Source organism: Maribacter sp. Asnod1-A12 (genome assembly GCF_045063735.1).
In the GTDB taxonomy this organism is placed as follows: Bacteria; Bacteroidota; Bacteroidia; order Flavobacteriales; family Flavobacteriaceae; genus Maribacter.
Window position 1 is genome coordinate 3,023,403 of the sequence record NZ_JBEFNZ010000006.1, and the last position, 22,951, is coordinate 3,046,353.

Genomic DNA, 22,951 nt, shown 5'->3' on the forward strand with positions numbered 1-22,951 from the left:
ATTAAACTATTGATAAAGGTACGCTTAATCTTTTTTTAAGTAATCTACATTAAACTATATTGTCTTTGCTGGGTAGTTCTCTATAGGCGTAATATGCTAAAACGGCATGGATGGCTTTCTCTATTGCAATTCTTATTGGAAACAATTCTTCTCCTAAAGATTCATCTATAGAGCGCAGCTGCATATAGTAATTACTGATAAGTGGATATTTTTTATTAGCTGCAATATGAGCATTAGCATTATTAAAAGCTTCGGTCTTTTGTTCTTTAATAGGTTTGCAAGTAACTAGTATTGGTTTATTGTTTTTGTGCAACATAGCAGAAAAACCAAACAGTCTACAAATAAGTCCGCGGTGTGCATATTCTGAGCAGTAACCCTTAGACTCGGGAGCAATAACCTTGTTTAATACAGGGCAAAGTTTGTCTTCAGTATTATTTTGCAATAGGTCTAACCATTTTTCCGTTTCGCCATTTAATAAAAGGTGATAGGCTAGTGGTAAAAATTCTAATGCAGTAGCATTGATGTCCGGTTTTAAACAACATAGACCGCAATTGGCTACACAGCTAAGTCCTGTAGATTGTTGAAAGGAGCCTAACTCCTTATCCAATTGGTTGAAAATACGATCTACCGCTTGAACTTTTTGATATATTGTCACTTATACGTTTAAGGTGGCGCGAAGGTAGTCTATGTTTTCTTACCCCAAACAATTAAAAAATTTATTAATAGTGTCCGGTAAAAACAAATCGCGTTGTTATAGGTAATGTGCTAAAAAATAATAAATTAATTCCTGTGTAGGTCTTAAAATTTTGAGGTTTTTAGTCGCAAAGATTTTTGATTGGTTCTAGTTTTTATTTCAAAGCCTATAACACCTAATACTTGCTCTTCTTCGGTAAGCACTTGTACTTCCCATTCACCAGGTGTAACATTGGTTTTATAAGTATATCCTCTAAATCCACCATCTCTGCCGCCAGTAATATCGTAACCAATATCATCCACGTTTTCCCATTCTTTGGTCTGTGCATTATACCTTCTCCATCTATGGAAAATAGATTTTTTTAAGTCCGTAGGCGCAAAAATGGAAGAAAAAATATACACACGCTGGTCTGGAGAATAACTAAATTCTAGTTTATGTTTACGCCAAAAAATTAAAGATTCCTCAGACTCATAAGTAACTTCATAGTTACCGTTTTTTTGAATGATTTCATGAGCCACAATTCCTTTATCTAATGCCAAAGGTACGGGCGGAATCAATTTTAGGAAATAGAATAGGTTAATAATACCGTAAATGGAAATGATGATAAAAACCATTTTACCCAGTTTAATCTCCCTTCTGGTACTTGGGCTTTTACCATAGATAATAGTGAGAAGAATTAATGTGCTAATTAGACTGACTGCTCCTGAAATCAAGAAAATTGTAGTATTCAGTTCCTTTAAAAATACAGGAATCATAAATGTGAAAAACGTGAAGCTAATAAAGTAGTAAACCCCAAATTGAAGGTATTTGTTTGAAATTCGTTTTTTTAAAAACTCATTTGCAATCAGTATTAAAACAAGAATGATAAAGAACGATGCTGTTTTGGATAAAGAAACACTTCTTGAAAAATAGATGACATAGGCACTAGATAGCCCTCCGAAAAAAAATTGAATGGCAAGCGGAAAGTACTCTTCGTATCGTTCTAGAAAGGTATTTTTCCATTTTTTATCATCTACTAGGTTATAGAGATATAGCGTAATCGATAATGAGATCATATGCAGACATAATACCGTTAAGTCATAGGTACGGTCAATTCGACCTAAGGTTAGGGTGTCAAAGATAAATCCGCCAATAAAGAACAATATAGGTGCATATTTAGAATGCCTGCGAATAAAACTTCTAAAGGCACTATTTCTATATTTTACAAGGGTTTTTTTCATGAAGGCATTATACTATCGACGCTAAAATAATTGAATCTAACAATTCAGTTTGACCTTATTTGACATATCATGAACGTTAAAGATCAGTACGTTAAATGCAATGATCTAATTTTTAATTTCAACATAGAAATTTGGATCTACTTGTAATGATTTGAAGTCGCCTTTTACTTTCTCAGTTTTCCATTCGGTGGTTGGTTCTATCCAAACTGTAGTGTCATTGATGAACATTCTTAAAGGGATAGTGAAGTCATCGACAGTATTTGTAAAACGATATGATACCTTTTTGCCTTTCACTTTATACTCGAAAACAGGAATTTTTGTGGTTCGTAAATATTGATCAAAAAAAGGTTTTAAATCTCTTTTCATTTCTAAGGCGATGACCTTTTCAATCTCATCGGTAGTCACCGTTTTATGGTAAAACTCTGAATTGAGACCGCGTAAAATGGTTCTCCATTTTCTATCATCATTTACAATTTGGCGTAAGGTGTGTAGCATGTTTGAACCCTTATAATACATATCGCCACTGCCTTCATGGTTTACATTATAAATACCAATAATCGGTTTGTCATTTCTGATGTTGTTTCTACTACCTTGTACATAGGCATTTGCAGCTTCAGTACCATAATGATAGTCTAAGAATAAACTTTCGGAATAACAGGTAAACCCTTCATGGACCCACATGTCTGCAGCATCTTTATAGGTAATGTTATTGGCAAACCATTCATGACCGGCTTCATGAATAATAATGAAATCGAACTTTAGGCCCCAACCCGTATTGGATAAATCTCTACCCAAATAACCTTTTTTGTACTGATTGCCATAAGTAACCGAACTTTGGTGTTCCATACCTAAATATGGTACTTCAACTAGCTTAAAAGAATCTTCATAGAACGGGTAGGGGCCAAACCAATATTCAAAAGCTTTCATCATTTTGGGAGCATCCTTAAAATGTTCTTCTGCTTTCTCTAGGTTATCCTTTAAAACATAATAATCCATATCGAGGGCACCTTTTTCTCCTTGATATATTTCACCAAAATGAACGTAATCCCCAATATTTACATTAACACCATAATTATTAATAGGGTTGGAAACAAACCAGTTGTAAGTATTGGTTTCTTTATCTACACTTCTAAGACGACCATTAGATACGTTCTTTAATCCCTTAGGAGCTTTTACACTGATTAACATACTGTCAACCTCGTCATACATATGGTCTTTGTTTGGCCACCATACACTAGCGCCCAGACCTTGGCAAGAGGTAGCTACAAAGTCTTTGCCATTTGAATCTTTTTTCCAAGAAAATCCACCATCCCAAGGGGCTCTCACCGCTTCTTTTGGGTGACCCGAATACGTAACAACAACTTCATTAAAATCGCCTTCTTTTTGGGGTTTTACAAGTTGAATAAAATGAGCATTTATATGATGTACAACTTCCAGTTCTTCACCATCTTGAGTTACTTTTTCAATAGTTAAAGGCGGTTGTAGATCGACTTGTAATACTTGATGAGGTTCTAATACCTTATAGCGAATGGTATTGCTTCCGCTGATAAATTTATCATTAGGATTCACGTCAATATCCAAATGGTAATAATTTAAATCCCACCATTCACGTTCAGGGGTAATACTGCCTCTAAGTGTATCTTGTTCGGTAAAGGTTTGTGCCTGTGAAAAAGAGCATATGCCTAAAGCTAGTGTAGCTATAATTTTTTTCATGAGTTACGTGGTTTTGGTTTATCTGAAAATTCCGTTAGGAAAAACAACCGGACTCTCAAATCCGTCTTCACTAACCGCAGAAACTCCAAAGAAGAAGTTATCGATAACGATACCTTCCAAAACAAATTCAGAAACATCGCCCACATATCTGCTATAATCCCATGTTGGGGATGTCGTATCTCTCCAGTATATTTTATATCCTTTTGCACCATCAACTTTACTCCACTGAAATTTAGCTGCAGGTTCAACAATACCGCCAATTTTAACGGTTTCAGGGGCAGGAGGGGCCCAAGCTATAGATGCCATGTTTATAGCATTAACAGCCGTTAATTTTGCGGCATACTCAAAATTTACATGTTCAAGAACATCGCCATAGGCAATACCATCTTCCACACGAATATCTTGGTGCTGTTGTGTATAGTTTTCATGAGCTTCCATAATACGAATACCAGGGAAACCAGCATCGTTGAAGGGTCTGTGGTGACCACCACGACCAAAGCGATCTAAACGATAGATCATCATTGGGTTCATTTCTGGCATGTATTGCTTTACATTTTTATGAACATAGCGTGCCAATTGTCTAGATACACCATCGACTTCGCCACCGTAAAAACGCCTGGCTTTACGTTGTTTTTCTGTTTCAGTAGGTGGTACGGGCTCAGAGAAAATTCTAAAGTCCACATTACTAATGGTACCATCCACACCTTTGATGTTACCGATCATATCATTATTAAATATTCCAATAACCTCCCAGCCCTTGTCTTTAGCGTATTGGGCAATACCGCTACCACCAAAGAGACCTTGCTCTTCACCAGATAACCCCATATAAATGATACTGTTTTCAAATTTGTATTTAGACAGTACACGAGCAGCTTCTAAAGTACCTGCCATACCGCTGGCGTTATCATTGGCGCCGGGCGAATCATCTGTATAGTTTGTAGGGTCGCTAACGCGAGAATCAATATCACCGCTCATAATAATATAGCGATTAGGGTATTTTGTTCCCTTTTGTATGGCAAGAACGTTCACTACTTCCACATCTTTTACAATGCGATCGTTTGCGCCTTTTTTGACTAAATCTTTTTGAAAGAAAACGTTTAGGCAACCTTGACATTCAGTAGAGGTTTTTTCGAATTCACCTTTGATCCAACGCCTAGCAGCTCCAATTCCCCTGGTTGTTGAGACAGTGTCACTTAAAGTATGTCTGGTTCCAAAATTGGCAAGTTTGGTAACGTCGTTTTCAATACGCTCAGCAGAAACGGCATCGATAATATCATAAATACGTTGATCTGTTTGCGCTGTAAGCGTAATAGCTGAGGTTAATAGAGTGAGTAATAATAACTTTTTCATTGCAAGTTTTTGGTGAGTAATGTTTGTATAGGTAATCGGTTTCTAAATTTAAGTAAAATATATAGGGCTGACCATAATTATCATAAACAAAGTGTGTAGGCATTAGTTATTCTTTTTTGCCAGTAAATAGTATACTCCTAACACCGGACCAATAGCTAAAGGGATAAATAAAAGAGTTATAGGAATGATCGATTGAAGTGATCCTAGAAGTTGAATACTGATTATTGTTATAATAAAACCGAAACAGTTTACTAAGGTAAGTGCTGTTCCTTTTAATTCGGGGGCTACAGCCGATGCAACGAGATTTGAAAATTGAGGTGAATCTGCCGTAACAGCAATTCCCCATAGACACCAACCCGTTAAGAATAAGTATACGGGAAGTGAAAATAATAATGGAGAAATTAAACAGAGCAGCCCTGATGATATTAAAGCAATTAGTGCAACTTTTTTGCTACCTATGCGGTGAGAAAGTATACCGCCAAATGCACACGATAGTCCGCCAAGAGCAATTACGATACCAGACCAAAGTGATACTGAAATATCGCTGTTTGACTTTAGTGCAAACCATTGAATGGCAATTGGTGTAAATGCCCAAAAAGCATACAACTCCCACATGTGACCGAAATAACCAAAGGCAGCTTTTCTAAATACAAAGTTTTTAAAAAGCTTAGGACCCGCGCCTAGTTTTAAATTGGAGCTAGCAATTCTATGTGGACCGTTTGGAACCAAAAGAAAGAGTATTAATCCACCCAAGGCTGTAATTCCAGAAGTAAGCAGAATAACATTTTCTGCATCGTTTGCCCATGGAGTACCTTTAATTAAAAAAGGAAAAGCTGTACCTAAAACTAAGGCTCCTACAAGGTAGCCTAGTGCTTTACCTAAACCTTTTTTATAATAATCTGCAGCGATTTTCATTCCAACAGGATAAATACCAGCTAAAAAGAAACCTGTACTAAACCGAGCCATGAGTAAAGTGCTTTCTTGTAATTGAGGGTATATCAGAGCCAAATTAGAAAGAGAGGCTAATAAAGCACATAACATAAATATTTTTGAAGGAGAAAACCGATCTGCAATCATCAAAACTCCAAATAATAGAGTGCCAATAATAAAGCCTAATTGAACTGAAGAAATTACGTAGCTTACAATATCAGGACCAAAATCTAATTGTTTGGTTAGAGATTCTATTATGGCATTACCGGCAAACCAAGTTGAAGTACTTGCAAATTGGGAGAGTATAATAACTGGAAGAATGTGAGATTTTTGCTTCAATAGAAAACAAGATTAAACCAGATTCTAAATCATTGAAAATTAGAATCTGGTTGGTTAACCTATCTTTTGTCGGAAAATCTCTTTAAAATTGCACGAACATTTTTTGTATTATCAACAAAGTATCTCGCTTGTGTTTTTTGGCGCCCTACTTTTACCGTAATAGCATCTTCTGGAAGCTCTTGAAACATGAATTCATCTGTCCAGTCATCACCTATGGCAAAAACAAAATCATATTCGTTTTCGGTGTAAACACGCATAGAGGCTCGACCTTTATTTACATTACTACTTTTTATTTCCATTACTTTATTACCATTTAAAACGCTCAAGTCGTCATTGGCAATTAGACTTGTAAGTACAGTATTTAGTTCAACTGAACGCTTTTGGCCAAAGTCAGGATCTGTTTTTCTGTAATGCCATGCTAAAGAGTAATTTTTTTCTTCAATAAAACTACCTGGTGTGCGGTCTACAAATGATTCTAGAACAGGTAATATTTTTTCCATCCAGTCTTTTTTGACCGTTTCTAACATTCTAAATTCTTCACCTCCCTGAGATATCCATACCCCATGCTCAACGATCATGTTATATTTTTTAGGTAAGAACCATTTGGTAAATGTTTCTTTATCACGACCACTAATTAAATACATATCAGTATTCGGTTGAGATGATATTTCGTCTAATAACTTATACAATTCTTCGTCAGGAGATGCCTTTTGAGGATCGGTATGAAAACCTGCCAATGTGCCGTCATAATCTAAAAATACTAATCTTCTATTGGCTTTATTGTATTTATCCATTACCGTATTCATAAGATCTATCGATAATTTCTTAGACTTATAGGTTTGGTCTTTTTCTTTTTGTCCTACTAGTGAATTCATAAAATCATTTGCCCATTTTTCCACATTATAGCGTTCCAACCTTTTTTGTAATAAAGTATTTCTTGAAATTTGTTCTTCTTTGGGCATATTGATTGCTTCATATAGCGAATCAGCTATTTGCTCAAAATTATTAGGATTGATTAATAGCGACTCATTCATTTCATTAGCAGAGCCGGCCATTTCACTAAGAATTAAGACTCCTGTCTTATCTGTTCTAGTGGCTATATATTCTTTGGCAACCAAATTCATTCCGTCGCGTATTGGTGTTAACCAAGCAATATCAGATGAAGTATAAAGATCTATTAAGTTCTCAAAAGGCATTGATCTATAAAAATACCAAATAGGGGTCCAACTTACTGTAGATAACTCGCCATTGATACGACCAACCAACTCATCGACCTCACGTTTTAGTAATTGATATTGCGGTACGTTTGATCTCGATGGTACAGCAAGAATAATAAGTCTAACCTTCTCTTTATACTGGGGGTATTTATTAAGGAAATATTCAAAAGCATTTAATCTTTTTGCTATACCCTTGGTGTAATCTAATCTATCAATAGATAAAAAGAACTTTGCATCTGGGGCAGATTTTTTATGGGTATCCAGTCTTTTTTGTAATTCAGATTTTTCGTCTTCGGTACGTGTAGAATGCTCTTTGGCCGCTTCACTGAATTTTTTATAATCGATTCCCATAGGAAAAGAGTCGACCTTTATTACTCTATCCTCTAAATAAATATCATTAAAACTTACCTCTAAGCCTAATAATCTTCGAACAGAACTTAAAAAATGACGCTCATAATCATAAGTATGAAAACCTATTAAATCTGAACCTAACAAGCCTTGTAAGACCTCGCGTCTCCATGGCAGTGTTCTGAATATTTCATAGGATGGAAATGGAATGTGTAAAAAGAATCCAATAGAAATATCTGGTCTCTCGGCACGAACCATTTGTGGTACTAGCATTAACTGATAGTCATGAATCCATATGGTATCCTCATTATTAGCTTTTTCAAGAATGGCATCGGCAAATTTTTGATTCACTGCTTTATAAATTTCCCAGCTTTCAAGCTCAAATTCAGAATACTCTAAGAAGTAGTGAAATAGTGGCCATATGGTTCTATTGCTGAATCCATAATAAAAACCATCTACTTCTTTTTCTGTTAGGTTTACTTTAGACGAACCATGTTCTGCTAGTGCATTATCAATTTTTGGTATTAATTCTTCTGGTATCTCCTCATCTGTCAATCCGCTCCAACCGATCCAAAGACTGTCGCCGCCAGAGTGTACAGATTTCATTCCTGTAGCCAACCCACCTACACTTGGCACTGCTGTAATGTCTCCATTGCTAATTTGTAATTGTACAGGGAGTCTATTTGAGATAATGATAGTTTTAGCCATAAAAGAGAATTTTTTGCTTCTTCTTGATAATTATTTCTCTAAATTTCGGGAAAAAGGAGGGTAATAGCAATTGAAACCTCAAATGAATCAAGAAATTTATTGAATGGATAATTTAGACTACGGAATAATAGGGAATTGCAGAAGCGCAGCATTAATATCAAAGACAGGAGGAATAGATTGGTGTTGCTTGCCAGAATTCGATAGCCCGTCAGTATTTGCTAAACTTTTAGATGAAAAAATCGGAGGTAGTTTTGAAATAAATGTTGATGATAGTTATGAAATCACTCAGAAATACGAACAATACACTAGTATTTTGATTACATCTTTTAAGTCAGGTAGCAATCATTTTGAAATTCATGATTTTATGCCAAGATATCGAAAGGAAGAGAAAAAATATCATTCTCCGCCAGAATTGGTTCGATATTTTAAGCATATATCTGGTAAACCATGTTTTTCGATACTGTATGATCCAAAGTTAGAGTATGCAATGGGAACGACAGAAACTTTTATTAAAAAAGACTTTATAGCTAGTTTAACCCACGATGTAAAATTTGATACGGTATTCTTATATACCTCTTTTGATAAGGAATCTGTTGTAAATAGTGTAGAAGTAGAGCTTACTCAAGATGAGTTTATGCTGATGGGTTACAACGAAAAGTTATTATTGCCTACCACAGAAAGAGCCTATTTAGATTTACAGAATACAAAAGTATATTGGTTGAACTGGTCTAATCTTACCCCGACCTATAAGAAATATAATGAGGAAATTTCTAGAAGTGCATTGACATTGAAGCTTTTAAGTTATGATAAAACGGGTGCGGTATTAGCAGCTGCAACGACATCCTTGCCAGAAACCATTGGCGAAGTGCGTAATTGGGATTATCGTTTCTGTTGGATTCGTGATGCTTCTATGGTGATTAAAGTCGTATCTGAATTGGGGCATAAAAATGTTGCAAGACGCTATTTACAGTTCATTATTGACTTAATACCAGATAAGGCAGAGAAACTGCAAATTATGTATGGTATTAATAAAGAGAAAAAATTGACTGAAGAAACCCTAGAACATTTATCGGGTTATAAAGGTTCTAAGCCAGTTCGTATTGGTAATGCTGCATATCATCAAAAACAGAATGATATCTACGGTATATTGATGGATGTCATTTACGAACAAATGGTAAAATTCAGCATCGATATAGAAAATGGTGAAGACCTTTGGGCGATTACAAAAGGAATTGTTTGGATTGTAAGTAACAACTGGAAGGATGCCGATAAAGGTATTTGGGAGTTTCGAACAGAAGATAGGCATTTTACGTTTTCAAAAGTTCTTTGTTGGACAGCATTAGACCGGGCCATTAAGGTTGCGGAAATGCTAGATAAAAAACATAAAATTGAAAAATGGGAGCCTATAAGGGCAGAGATTTGGAAAGATATTTATGATAATGCATGGAACGAAGAAGTTGGTGCATACACTCAATCTTACGGGTCTAAAGAGCTAGATGCCTCAGTTTTATTGATGGAATCTTACGGTTGTGTAAATGCCAAAGATCAACGTTATATTAGTACTGTACATGCTATTGGTAAAGATTTAAATAATGACGGATTGTTGTATCGATATAAAAATGAAGATGATTTTGGATTGCCATCATCATCATTTACAGTTTGTACGTTTTGGTATATAAATAGCTTGTTTAAAATAGGGGAACGTAAGAAAGCACAAGAGTATTTTGAACGATTATTGAGTTATAGTAATCATTTAGGTCTCTTTAGTGAAGATATTGATTTTAAGACAAAGAGATTATTAGGAAACTTTCCTCAAGCCTATTCGCATTTAGCTTTAATAGAGTGTGCAATTAACTTTTCTAAAAAAGAAAGTGAAGACCAAATGCTAGAGTCTTTGAGGGAATAATCATCTGATTACAAAAGCCTTGATTTTATTGATTAGGGCTTTAAAATGTTGCTCGGTCGTAAAGGGATTCATAACGGTAATACGTAAATAGTGTATTCCTTTTAACTTCGTTTGTACAATATAAAATTCGCCATCTTCTAAAAGAAATTGGCGAATTTTTATATTTAAGGAGTTTAGGCTTTCTGTATCTGAATTTGGCGAGCAGTATCTAAAACATACTATGTTGGACATTGGTCGCAGTGCTAATTCAAAATTTGGCTCTTGTTCAATTAAATTTGCAAATAGTACACCCATATCATAAAGATGGGTGACATTGGCGTCAAAGACTTCTTCTCCGTATAGTTTTATGAGTGTAAACCAGTGAATACCCATCATGTTTTTGGTACATTCAAACGTGCGTTTACCAGAGTTGTACCAATCTTCATGTTCAGAGTCAGATAATAGGTAATCTGCTTTTTGACTAAAAGTAGTTTTCGCGTTAATCTCGTTTTTAAAGAGTAGGGCAGTGGTCAATGCCGGCATCATCAGCATTTTATGCCCATCAATAACAACAGAATCTGCTAGTTCAATACCTTTAAGGGTATACTTATATTTTTTAGAAAAAATTCCCGCTCCACCATGGGCACCATCCACATGGAACCAGATATGATGTTTTTTAGCAAACTCACCTATTGTTTCAAGATTATCGAATATTCCAGTTGCAGTGGAAGGTGCACTACCAACAATGGCAAATACTTCAATTCCATTTTCAATTGCTTCTTTAAGTTTGGTTTCTAGAACATCGGTATCCATGTTAAAGCCTTTTGTAACAGGTACTTTAATAATACCTTGTTCGCCTAAACCCATGATTCTAGCGGCACGATCAACGCAGTAATGGGCTTCTTCGCTCACCATAATTCCCAATTGATTTTGATTGCCTTCATTCCATATATCTTGCTTTGTAATGGCTTTTCTAGCACTTAACAATGCAGTTAGGTTTGCTAAGGTTCCCCCCGAGGTTAAAAATCCACCAGAAAAATTATCAAAACCGATTTTGTTGCAAAGAAGCTCTAAAATAATTCGTTCAATAGCATTCGAACTCATTCCCATCTCATAAACAGCAGTTCCGTTGTTTATTAAGGAACTTATTAAACTAGTTAATGCTGTGATTGGCGCAGGCGGACTCACTTGATGACCAATGTAATGAGGGTGATGTATATGTGTGGTTCTATTGGTGATTTCTTTGAACAAATCATTACTATCTCCATTAGATAAAAAATCTTTCCAGAATTCTAATTCCTTTTCAGGATTGTTCCAATTAATAGCATTACGGGAAGATACATTTAGCTTATCCTCTAAATGTGAAGTCAGTTGGTCAATTAAAAGATGACCATTAGAATTAAAATCAGAAGTTGAATAAACTTGTTCTAGTAATTTTTTAAACATGGTATAAAAGTAATTGCTATTAGCATGTTAGACAAACAAAAAAACCGCCCAAATTGGGGCGGTTTAATATTCAAGTTACCAAACAACAAAAGGTACTCTGAATTAGTCAAACGTATAACCGTTATCTACAGCAACCTTATCGGCAATTTGTGTGCGTAAGGCAACTATATTAGGGTAGTTTGTATATTTCGTAAAACGTTTAAGTCCCATTAACATCATTCTTTGTTCATCACCTTCAGCAAAAGAAACAATGGCTTCTTTTCCTTTATTAATGATGGTTTCAGTAGCATTGAACAAATATAATCTAGACATAGCTATTTGTGTAGCTTGTGCTTCTTCGCCAAAACGTTTTGCATTTTTCTCTGTACGTAATAAAGCGGATTCTGCCATGTATACTTCAATAAGAATATCAGATGCCGCCAACATTAATTGTTGATGGTTTTCCAATTCAGGTCCGTATTTCTGAACGGCAGAACCAGCAACCATTAGAAACACCTTTTTTAATCTTTTTAAAATATCTTTTTCTTCAGCAAATAATTCTGAAAAATCTGGAGCATCAAAAGAAGGAATTCCCATTAACTCTTCGCCAACAGCAGTTGCAGGACCTAATAGGTCAACATGTCCTTTCATAGCTTTTTTTACAAGCATACCTACAGCTAACATTCTGTTGATTTCGTTCGTACCTTCATAAATACGTGCAATTCTAGAATCTCTCCAGGCAGACTCCATAGGGGTATCTGCACTAAAGCCCATACCACCGAAAATCTGAATTCCTTCATCTGTAGTATTTTGACAATCCTCAGAAACGGCTACTTTAAGAATAGAACACTCAATAGCATATTCTTCAACACCTTTTAATTCTGCTTCTTGGTGAGTATTACCTTCTGCTTCACGAATTGCGATGCGATCTTCGATGTTTTTTGCTGCACGATAACTTGCAGATTCATCTACATAAACGCTAGTGGCCATTTCGGCAATCTTAGATTTAATTGCACCGAAGTTCATAATCGGAGTTTTAAACTGAATACGTTCGTTAGCATATTTAGTAGCCTCACCAATTACTCTACGTTGAGCATCTAAACAGGCGGCCGCTAATTTAATACGACCAACATTCAATGCATTCATTGCAATTTTAAATCCGTTACCTCTAGTAGATAACATGTTTTCAACTGAAACTTTAGTGTCGTTAAAAAATACTTGACGTGTAGAAGAAGAATGAATACCCAATTTTTTTTCTTCATCACCAAGCGTAATCCCGTTACTTGGGTCGTTTTCAACTATGAAGCCAGTTATATTTTTATCATCTTCAATGCGGGCAAAAACGATGAATACATTACAGAAACCTGCATTTGATATCCACATTTTCTGTCCACTAATATTGTAAGATTTTCCATCTTCTGAAAGAACAGCTTTAGTCTTGCCAGAATTGGCATCAGAACCAGCTCCTGGTTCAGTTAAACAGTAAGCACCAAACCATTCTCCAGAAGCTAATTTAGGAACGTATTTTTGTTTTTGTTCTTCGGTACCATATAGGGTAATGGGCATAGTTCCAATACCTGTATGCGCACCGAAAGCCGTACTAAAAGAACCTGTAGCACCAGAAATATAATCACATACAAGCATGGTAGAAACAAATCCCATTCCCATACCACCATATGATTCTGGTACAGCAACACTTAATAGACCGAGTTCACCTGCTTTACGCATAGTTTCTTCTGTATAGGCGTAGTCTTTATTTTCAAAACGTTCCCAGTGTGCCCAAAGTTCCCTATCTACGAATTCTTTGGTACTATCACGCATCATGCGTTGCTCTTCATTCAAATCTTCTAATGTGAAAACATCTTCACAACTGGTTTCTTTGACAAGGAACTGTCCTCCTCTTAGAATATCTTTATTTGCTGTATCTGTACTCATGTTGTTAAATAGTATTTAGTCTAAAGTATTTAGTATTAGGTAGATACCTTAATACCAACATATAAATTAGTTATTTTAAAAATTCAAAAATCCCTGCGGCACCTTGTCCGGTACCAACACACATGGTAACCATACCGTATTGACCTTGCATGTCTTGCTTTCTCATTTCGTCAAAAAGTTGAACTGATAATTTTGCACCTGTACAACCCAATGGATGACCCAAAGCAATGGCACCTCCATTTACATTGACGATATCTTGATTAAGATTTAATTCTCTCATTACTGCTAATGATTGAGATGCGAAAGCCTCATTTAATTCTATAAGTTTGATGTCATCTTGTTTTAATCCTGCTTGCTTTAATGCTTTCGGAATTGCGGCAACCGGACCGATACCCATAATTCTAGGAGGTACACCGGCAGCTGCATAATTTACAAGTCGTGCGATAGGTTCAAGATTTAATTCTTTCACCATATCTTCGCTCATAATCATTACAAAAGCTGCACCATCACTCATTTGAGACGAATTACCTGCAGTTACACTACCACCGGCGGCAAATACAGGTCTTAATTTATTTAAAACAGCTGTTGAAGTTCCTGCTCTTGGTCCTTCATCTTTAGTTACGGTATATTTTTTAGTAGCTTTTTTACCATCAGCATCTATATAAGTTTGATCTACTTCAATAGGAACTATTTGATCTTGAAAACGGTCTTCTGCCTGAGCGCGAAGAGCTTTCATATGAGAATTATAAGCAAACTCATCTTGATCTTCACGAGATACTTTAAACTCATTGGCTACTGCTTCTGCGGTATTTCCCATTCCCCAGTAGTAATCTTCATGACCAGCTTTAACGACGTCATAGTTTAACTCAGTTTTATAACCTGTCATAGGTACAGAACTCATACTTTCGGCACCACCTGCAATAATACAATCGGCCATGCCAGATTGAATTTTTGCCGTTGCGATACCAATAGTTTCAATACCCGAAGAACAGAATCTGTTAACAGTAACACCAGGAACATCTACAATATCAAGCCCCATCAAAGATATAAGACGGGCCATGTTCAAACCTTGAGAACCTTCTGGCATTGCATTACCAACAATAACGTCGTCGATTCTTTTCTTGTCTAAATCAGGCAGTTCTTTCATCATGTGCTGAATGGTTTCCGCTGCTAATTCATCGGTACGTTTAAAACGGAAGACACCTTTTGGAGCTTTTCCTACCGCAGTTCTATATGCTTTAACTATATATGCTGTTTTCATTTCTAATCTTGCTTTTGGCTATAAGCTTTTGGCTTCTAGCATTTAATTGTTGTTAAGTTAAGAATACCATGTAACCAAAGGTCAATGGCAAATAGCTTCGTAAATTAATTACGTAACGGTTTTCCGGTTTTCAACATGTGTTGAATTCTCTCTAGAGTCTTTCTTTCTGTACAAAGTGAAAGGAAAGCTTCTCTTTCTAAATCCAACAAGTATTGTTCGTTAACTCTAGTTGGTTCAGATAAATCACCACCAGCCATTACATAGGCAAGTTTATTGGCTATCTTCTTGTCGTGTTCACTTATATAGTGACTAGCTTCCATTGAATCTGTTCCTACTAAAAACATACCTAAGGCTTGCTTACCTAAAACCTTAATATCTGTACGTTTAGGTGGTTGCGTATAACCTTGTTCAGCCATTAGTTTGGCATATGCTTTAGCAGTTGCAATTTGTCTATCTTTATTAACGACTACAACATCTTTACCTTTTTGTAAAATTCCTAGATCAAAGGCTTCATAAGCAGAGGTAGAAACTTTTGCCATACCTATAGTCAAGAAATATTCTTGTAAAACATTCAATTCAACATCGTTCTTTTTGAAAGTGTCTTGAGCACGAAGAGCAAATTCTTTAGAGCCTCCACCGCCAGGTATAACCCCAACACCAAATTCTACCAGTCCAATATACGTTTCTGCCGCAGCAACAACCATATCTGCATGCAACGATAATTCACAGCCGCCACCTAATGTCATGCCGTGAGGAGCAGATACCGTTGGTATTGATGAATAGCGCATGCGCATCATGGTATCTTGAAACATTTTAATTGCCATGTTGAGCTCATCATATTCTTGTTCAACAGCCATCATGAAAATCATGCCGATATTTGCACCAACAGAGAAATTCGCTGCTTGGTTGCCGACAACCAAACCTTGATAATCTTTCTCAGCGATGTCGATTGCTTTATTTAGTCCTGCTAAAACGTCACCGCCAATAGTATTCATTTTTGATTGAAATTCTACATTTAAAATTCCATCACCTAAATCTTCAACAACAACACCACTATTTTTAAATACTTCTTTAGACTTTCTAATATTATCTAAAATGATAAACGAATCTTGTCCAGGAATTTTTCCCATAGATTTTTTCGGAACATCATAAAAATAGGTACTTCCTTCTTTTATGGAGTAGAAAGAATCTTTACCAATAGATTTCATCTCTTGAACCCAGGCGGCAGCTTCTAAACCTTCTGCTTTAATAAACTCGAGACCTTTGTCTAGGCCAACGGCATCCCAAATTTGGAAAGGACCATGTTCCCAACCAAAACCAGCTTTCATAGCGTCATCTATCTTGTATAGTTCATCCGTAATTTCAGGTATTCTATGTGATACGTAGGCAAATAACTGCCCGAAGCTTTTGCGATAGAATTCACCTGCTTTATCTTTTCCGCCAACTAGAACAGCAAAACGATCAACTACTTTATCAATAGTTTTTGTTAATTCTAAAGTAGCGAATTTTGCACTTTTTTTAGCACGATAATCCATCGTATCTAAATCAAGCGTCAATATTTCGGTTTTACCTTTTGCATCTCTCGATTTCTTATAAAAACCCTGCCCCGTTTTACTACCTAACCATTTATTTTCCATCATGGTATTAATGAAACCAGGTAGTTTAAATAAATCGTGACGTTCATCGTCTTTACAATTACCATAAATGCCGTTGGCGACGTGTACCAGGGTATCTAGACCTACAACATCAACAGTTCTGAATGTAGCAGATTTTGGTCTACCAATTACAGGACCGGTAAGTTTATCAACTTCTTCAACGGTCATATCCATATTTTTTACCATATGGAAAAGACTTTGAATACTGAATATTCCTATTCTATTACCTATAAATGCAGGAGTATCCTTGGCAACAACAGAAGTCTTACCTAAGAACTTTTCACCGTATCCATTTAAAAAACTTAATACATCAGCATCTGTTTTTGGACCAGGAATGATTTCAAATAGTTTTAGGTAACGTGCAGGGTTAAAAAAGTGAGTTCCACAGAAATGTTTTTGAAAATCATCACTTCTGCCTTCAGACATAAATTTGATAGGAATACCAGAAGTATTAGAAGTTATAAGTGTACCAGGTGTACGGTACTTCTCTAGGTTCTCGAACACTTGTTTTTTAATATCCAAACGTTCAACAACAACCTCAATAATCCAATCTACTTTAGATACCTTTGCAATATCATCTTCCATATTGCCGGTAGTAATACGGCTAGCGAATTTTTGATGATAAATTGGTGAAGGTTTTGATTTCAGTGCTGCCGCCAAAGAATCGTTTACCATTCTATTGCGAACTACCTTGTCTTGTAGGGTTAAACCTTTAGCTTTTTCCTTGTCATTCAGTTCTCTAGGAACAATATCTAACAATAAAACCTCTACGCCAATATTTGCAAAATGACAGGCAATACCGCTACCCATTATTCCTGAACCAATGACCGCTACTTTTTTAATGTGCTTGTTCATGTAATTTATGCTGTATTAATTTGATAAGTTGAATTAAAATAATTTTTTGTCTGCAATTAATTTATTAATGGTATCCGTTACTTCAAAAAAGTGAGATAATTTTTCATCCGAAACCTCGTCTTTAACTGCTTCATTAAATCTAAGAACTGTATTTTTTGAGTCGGTTCTTTTTTCTAATCCATAATCGGTTAAATAAATAAGAACGCCTCTACCATCATTAGGGTTTGGTTTTCTTAATATAAGACCTTTTTGCTCCATGCTTTTTAAAATCCTAGAGAGGCTAGTAGCCTCCATTCCCATTTTAGGACCTAATGAAGTAGAAGGTGTACCCGTTTTTGGATCAATGCTTAATAATGTAAAGCCAACAGCCATAGTAGAATCAAAATTCTTTGCTTCTTCATTATACATTCTAGCTACCGCTTGCCATGTAGCTCTCAACGCATAATCTATAGTTGCTTCTTTCATACTCTGTAAGTTGGTTCTCAAATATAAGAAAATTTATTATGCATGCATAATAAATTAATGTAAAATTTGCGGCTGAAAAGTTTTAGTAAAACCTTTTAGAAATATTAATAAGTATCGATCATTTTAAGTTGATTAGGTAGATTATCTTGTAATGGTTCAATTTTTAATTGAAAAATTATAGGAGTAGAGAGAAATAAAAAAGCACCGAACCAATAACTTTTTAGGATTATTTTTCGGTGCTCGTAATCTAAATTCTTTTTTTGCTTTAATCTTACTTATTAATGCTCATATATATCATTATAAAGATCAATATATTTTTGCTTTATAATTTTTCTTTTCAATTTCATAGTTGGTGTAAGATGCCCACCCTCTATACTCCATGAGTCTGGCGTAAGTCTAAATTGCTTAACCTTTTCCCATTTGGCGAATTTTTCGTTGGCACTATCGATTTCTTGTTGAATGCGCGCTAATATTTTTTCATTCTTAATAATATTAGCATTGTCAGCAATATCAATATTATGCTTGGATGCCCATGCCTGTAAAAAATCAAAATCTGGTTGAATTAATGCAGAAGGCATTTTTTCGCCTTCACCAACAACCATAATTTGCTCTATAAATCTTGACTGTTTAAACCTATTTTCTAGCAATTGTGGGGCGACATATTTACCACCAGAAGTTTTAAACATTTCTTTTTTACGATCAGTAATTTTTAAGAATCCCTCACTGTCTAATTCTCCTATATCGCCAGTTAAGAAGTAGCCATCAACAATTACCTCTTTTGTTTTTTCTTCATCTTTATAGTAGCCAAGCATTACTTGCGGTCCTTTTATGCAAATTTCTCCGTCAGAAGCAATTTTAACATCAGTACGATCTATAGGTTTACCTACAGTTCCAATCTTAAAACCGCCATCGCGCATGTCATTAACAGAAATAACGGGTGAAGTTTCTGATAGTCCATAACCTTCCATTAATCCAAATTCTGCAGCATTGAATATTCTTGATAATCTAGGTTGTAATGCAGCGCTACCCGATGCAATTAAGCTTAGATTACCACCTAGCCCTTCTTTCCATTTACTAAAAATTAATTTTCTGGCAATTGATAGTTGGGTTTCGTACCACCAACCATTTTGCCTGTAAGGTTCATATTTAAGACCAAGTTCAACAGCCCAAAAAAATAGTTTCTTTTTGATTCCTGTAAGCTCAGCTCCTTTGGCATATATTTTATCATAAACTTTTTCTAGCAGTCGTGGAACGGCTGTCATAACATGTGGACTAGTTTCCTTTAAGTTGTCGCTTATTTTGTCGAGTGATTCAGCATAGTATATAGTTACGCCTCTAAATTGGTATAAATAAATAAGCATGCGCTCATAAACATGACATAGTGGTAAAAAACTTAGTGCTTTAGTATTACCATCAACTATTGGAAAACGTTTAGAGCTCTCTATAGCATTGCTTACGAGGTTATCATGAGACAGCATAACACCTTTAGGTCTACCAGTTGTGCCTGAAGTATAAATTAATGTCGCTAAATCAGTCGGTAAAACAGAGTCTTTTAATTTTTCAACTTCCGTTTGGTTACTATTATCAGCGCCTAATTCTAAAACTTTATTCCAATTTTCGCAATTGGAAAGCTCATCGAAAGAGTAAACATTTTCTAAACTCTTTACCTGATCTTGAATTAAAGTTACTTTTTCATAAACCTCTCCACAAGAAACAAAACAGAATTTTGCTTCAGAATGATTGAGTACATAAGCGTAATCATCTTCAGATATGGTTGGGTAAACTGGTACATTTTGTGCTCCCAATTGAAGAATACCAATATCCATTATATTCCATTCCGTTCTATTGGTTAGTGATATTACAGCAATTTTGTCATTAGGTTTCACGCCTAAACGTAAAAGTCCACGACTAATAGCATTAGCTTGATCTATATATTCTTGAGTAGATGTTTTAATCCACTCTCCATTTTTTTTTGACACCAAAGCCTCTTTTAAGGCATGCTTTTCTAGCTGATAATATGGAAAGTCAAAGAGACGGGTAACTTGTTGCATACTTAATTTCTAATAGGTATTGCAAAATAGTGAAAGAACTCCACATTTTAAAATTGTATTGTTAAATAAACTGGCATCTTGTTACTATATCCTTAATTGCAGGGCGGAATCTTGTAGGTCATCTATTTTAACCATTGGTCTACAATAAATTGTATTTGAACGTGTTATGTATACATCTTACTTATTTGTAAGAAAATTCTTTAATTTATTTGATTAGGTTTGAAGAATAGATTTTAATCCCAAATTGTAGAAAACATGCAAAAAAACTACACGCTAATTAATTTTTCCAAGTCAATTCTGGTTATAGCCTTAACTTTATTTAGTTACAATACAATTGCGCAATCAGATCCTTTCAACTGCGATTATAATGCTTATCTCTTTCAGTATAATGATATTTATGCATTGGACCTTGCATCTGGAAGTTCGTATTTAGTTGCTGAAAATATTACGCCGGGTAATGTTAATGGTGTCGGGTATAACTCCACCGATGGTTTTTTATGGGGATATTTATCAACCCCATCAAGTACGATAGTACGTATCGGAAGCGATTATTCGGTAGAGCAATATACTATACCCGATTTACCAACAGGTAATAAGTATGTTGGTGATATTTCAACAGATGGTGTTTATTATTTTAAAGCCGGTGGATCTTCATACTATAAATTGGATATAAATCCAAATTCAGAAACTTATCTAGAGTATTTAGGAGCCTTTGAATTAAGTCAAAATTTAAGTATTGCCGATTGGGCTTTTAATGCTGTAGACGGTATGTTATATACTGTAGAAGGTCGAACAAATACATTATATAGAATAGATCCTGATACCGGTATTGTAAAAACTATTGGGGTGGTTCCTATTTTAGAGGGTTTAAGTTACACTTTTGGTGCGGTGTATTTTGATGGTGACGGTAATTTCTATATATCGGCTAACCAAACTGGTTCAGTGTATAAAATTAATAGTGTTCAAGATATCACATTAGGTGTAATTCAATCTAATATTTTTGCTTTTGGTCCTGCCGCATCAAGTAATGACGGTGCGCGTTGTCCGTCGGCCCCTGTTCCGCAAGAAGATTGCATGAACGGAATAGATGATGACGGCGATGGCTTGGTAGATTGCGATGACCCCTCTTGTTCAGGTGTTGCCGCTTGCCCTGTAATCGTTACTACGTCTAGCGCCAATAAAGGTGGATTGGAAAGTAATGATAGGCTGGCTAACTTAATTAGTAAAAGAAACTTCAATAGAGCAAAAACCAATTATGTTTTTGATAAAATAAATGCCAAGAAGGTGGTAAAGAATACTTTTTATGGTCTAAGCTCTAAAACAGAAGTGAATGAGATTCCTTTAAATAGCTTAGTGCCATTGGGTGTTGTTGGTGAAACAAGTACCATAGAATCTTCACCAAGCGATTTACTGGATTTAACGAATGCATCTGATATTTACTCTGTAGATTATTTAAACGGTTCTGAAAATTTAGGGTCTTTAATGGTTATTAAAACAGAGAACAAGGTTTATGAGCATAGCAAGTTTATCTGTGACCGTTTTCTAGGGGCGCAATTACTTTCGGTTTCTAATATTCAACTACGTGAAAAGGATTTTATTAAGTCGATCATTAAACAACCGGATGGTAGCCTTGAGTTTGCTTTGACTTTCTCAGCTAGAGTAAATGTAGATGATAATTTTACTATTGAGTCGCATTGGAACATTGATGCCTATGCAGGCGATACTGCTTATTACAATTTTCAGATATGGTCAAATTCAGTAGATGATTTATTACTGTTAGCAGATGAAATTTTAAATCTACTTGAGGTTAATGCTGATATCACGCAGTACAACGGATCAACTCCTCCGCCAGTATTCGTAAAGTCTGCCAGTTATAAAAATGGCGAAGTTTTATTGAATTTAGTGAACAATAACAATTCAGAAAGTATTAATCTAGAAGGAGGTTTGAAACTTACTGAAACTAGCGATACTGAAGTATTGGGAGTAACCGCAGATATAGACGGTTATTTAGATTCTGTAGCTTTAAAAACAGGAACCTTGTTCGATTTAGGTTTTAGAATAAGCGCAGGTTTGGGCACAACACCAGATGATCTTTTTGTAGCTGATGCTCCATGGGGCTTAGATGATTCTGCAGAAGAGACAACTGTAGAGAGCTATGAAGTGTTACCAGCAGATGGACCATACGTTGGTGACGGGTATCCTATTGAAAGAAATATAAAATTGCAGGGTTCCACTAGTAATTATTTAGGAGTGTACCGAGCATTGAGTCCGAGGTTTGCCGCTGTTGATTTAAGTGATTATGGTAAAGTAAGTTTTGAGGCAAAAGGAACCGGTAATTTAGATGTGCAGTTGATAAAGGGTGATGGTTCAATATATAAGACTAGTATTGGCTTAGATAGTGAAATGGGTGAATATACCTTATCTGCAACCGATTTTAAAAATGACTTAGATGCGGGTACTGATTTCTCTGATATAAAAGTACTTTCCTTTAATCTAGTTGCCGAAAATGGATATGCAGAAGAGAAGTCTATGGAGTTACAAAATATAGATTTTCATAATCGTGAGCCAGGTCAAGAATTTGTGGACTCTGATTTAAATAAATCAGTTGTTTATCCAAACCCTATGATAGAAAGAGCCAGCTTATATTTTTATGAAGAAAATGCAGATACTTATCAATTAAATATTTATTCTTTGAGCGGTAGACTTTTAGGAAATCACCATATGGAAGGTGAAAGTGTAGCCGGACAAAATGAAATAGTTGTAGAAAGAAAAGATTTAGCCCCTGGGTTATACCTCTATAAGTTGCAAAACTCCAATGAGAAAATATGGAGCGGAAGGCTTTTAGTTAGATAATACGTTTTGGTTGTAAAAAAAAGCTGTGTACCCCAGGCATGGGAGTG

At 35.5% G+C, this 22,951-nt stretch carries 14 protein-coding genes; 2 read left to right on the forward strand and 12 right to left on the reverse strand.

Going from position 1 to position 22,951, the window contains the following annotated elements:
• Positions 1–49: 49 nt before the first annotated feature.
• The 6 genes from ACJJVP_RS12875 to ACJJVP_RS12900 form a co-directional block, all read right to left on the reverse strand.
• On the reverse strand, positions 50–655 hold the full coding sequence (locus ACJJVP_RS12875; RefSeq protein ID WP_405414188.1) for a YkgJ family cysteine cluster protein: 606 nt from the start codon (positions 653–655) through the stop codon (positions 50–52).
• A gap of 143 nt (positions 656–798) precedes the next feature.
• Positions 799–1,914 carry a DUF2914 domain-containing protein gene (locus ACJJVP_RS12880; protein ID WP_405414189.1) on the reverse strand — a complete coding sequence of 372 codons (1,116 nt, stop codon included), beginning with the start codon at positions 1,912–1,914 and terminating at the stop codon, positions 799–801.
• 105 nt (positions 1,915–2,019) lie between these two features.
• On the reverse strand, positions 2,020–3,627 hold the full coding sequence (locus ACJJVP_RS12885) for a M1 family metallopeptidase (protein ID WP_405414191.1): 1,608 nt from the start codon (positions 3,625–3,627) through the stop codon (positions 2,020–2,022).
• An 18-nt stretch (positions 3,628–3,645) separates the two neighbouring features.
• On the reverse strand, positions 3,646–4,977 hold the full coding sequence (locus ACJJVP_RS12890; protein ID WP_405414193.1) for a M28 family metallopeptidase: 1,332 nt from the start codon (positions 4,975–4,977) through the stop codon (positions 3,646–3,648).
• 102 nt (positions 4,978–5,079) lie between these two features.
• Positions 5,080–6,246: a nitrate/nitrite transporter gene (locus tag ACJJVP_RS12895; RefSeq protein WP_405414194.1), complete on the reverse strand. Its 1,167-nt coding sequence runs from the start codon at positions 6,244–6,246 to the stop codon at positions 5,080–5,082.
• Positions 6,247–6,305: 59 nt separating this feature from the next.
• Entirely contained in the window at positions 6,306–8,519 is a 2,214-nt protein-coding gene (locus ACJJVP_RS12900; protein ID WP_405414196.1) for a bifunctional alpha,alpha-trehalose-phosphate synthase (UDP-forming)/trehalose-phosphatase, read from the reverse strand.
• A gap of 103 nt (positions 8,520–8,622) precedes the next feature.
• On the opposite strand from ACJJVP_RS12900, the gene ACJJVP_RS12905 reads away from it, so the two are divergent.
• Positions 8,623–10,425, forward strand: a complete 1,803-nt coding sequence (locus ACJJVP_RS12905; protein ID WP_405414197.1) for a glycoside hydrolase family 15 protein — start codon at positions 8,623–8,625, stop codon at positions 10,423–10,425.
• On the opposite strand, the gene ACJJVP_RS12910 is transcribed toward ACJJVP_RS12905, so the two are convergent.
• The 6 genes from ACJJVP_RS12910 to ACJJVP_RS12935 all read right to left on the reverse strand — a co-directional run bounded on the left by ACJJVP_RS12910 (position 10,426) and on the right by ACJJVP_RS12935 (position 20,051).
• Positions 10,426–11,850 carry a pyridoxal phosphate-dependent decarboxylase family protein gene (locus ACJJVP_RS12910; protein ID WP_405414198.1) on the reverse strand — a complete coding sequence of 475 codons (1,425 nt, stop codon included), beginning with the start codon at positions 11,848–11,850 and terminating at the stop codon, positions 10,426–10,428.
• A 102-nt stretch (positions 11,851–11,952) separates the two neighbouring features.
• On the reverse strand, positions 11,953–13,764 hold the full coding sequence (locus ACJJVP_RS12915) for an acyl-CoA dehydrogenase family protein (RefSeq protein ID WP_405414199.1): 1,812 nt from the start codon (positions 13,762–13,764) through the stop codon (positions 11,953–11,955).
• 70 nt (positions 13,765–13,834) lie between these two features.
• The gene (locus tag ACJJVP_RS12920) at positions 13,835–15,025 is read right to left on the reverse strand and encodes an acetyl-CoA C-acyltransferase (RefSeq protein WP_405414200.1); all 1,191 of its coding nucleotides are present in this window, start codon (positions 15,023–15,025) and stop codon (positions 13,835–13,837) included.
• Between the two features lie 104 nt (positions 15,026–15,129).
• A complete protein-coding gene (locus ACJJVP_RS12925; protein WP_405414202.1) occupies positions 15,130–17,535 on the reverse strand; it encodes a 3-hydroxyacyl-CoA dehydrogenase NAD-binding domain-containing protein in 2,406 nt (801 codons plus the stop codon).
• A gap of 33 nt (positions 17,536–17,568) precedes the next feature.
• Positions 17,569–18,000, reverse strand: coding sequence for a MarR family winged helix-turn-helix transcriptional regulator (locus ACJJVP_RS12930; RefSeq protein ID WP_405414203.1), 432 nt, complete (start codon positions 17,998–18,000; stop codon positions 17,569–17,571).
• A gap of 278 nt (positions 18,001–18,278) precedes the next feature.
• Complete coding sequence (locus tag ACJJVP_RS12935; RefSeq protein WP_405414204.1) at positions 18,279–20,051, reverse strand: AMP-dependent synthetase/ligase; 1,773 nt, start codon at positions 20,049–20,051, stop codon at positions 18,279–18,281.
• Between the two features lie 255 nt (positions 20,052–20,306).
• Here ACJJVP_RS12935 and ACJJVP_RS12940 point away from each other — a divergent pair, with 255 nt between their 5' ends.
• Positions 20,307–22,904 (forward strand): DUF6923 family protein, encoded by a 2,598-nt coding sequence (locus ACJJVP_RS12940; protein WP_405414205.1) that lies wholly within the window; start codon positions 20,307–20,309, stop codon positions 22,902–22,904.
• Positions 22,905–22,951: the final 47 nt, after the last annotated feature.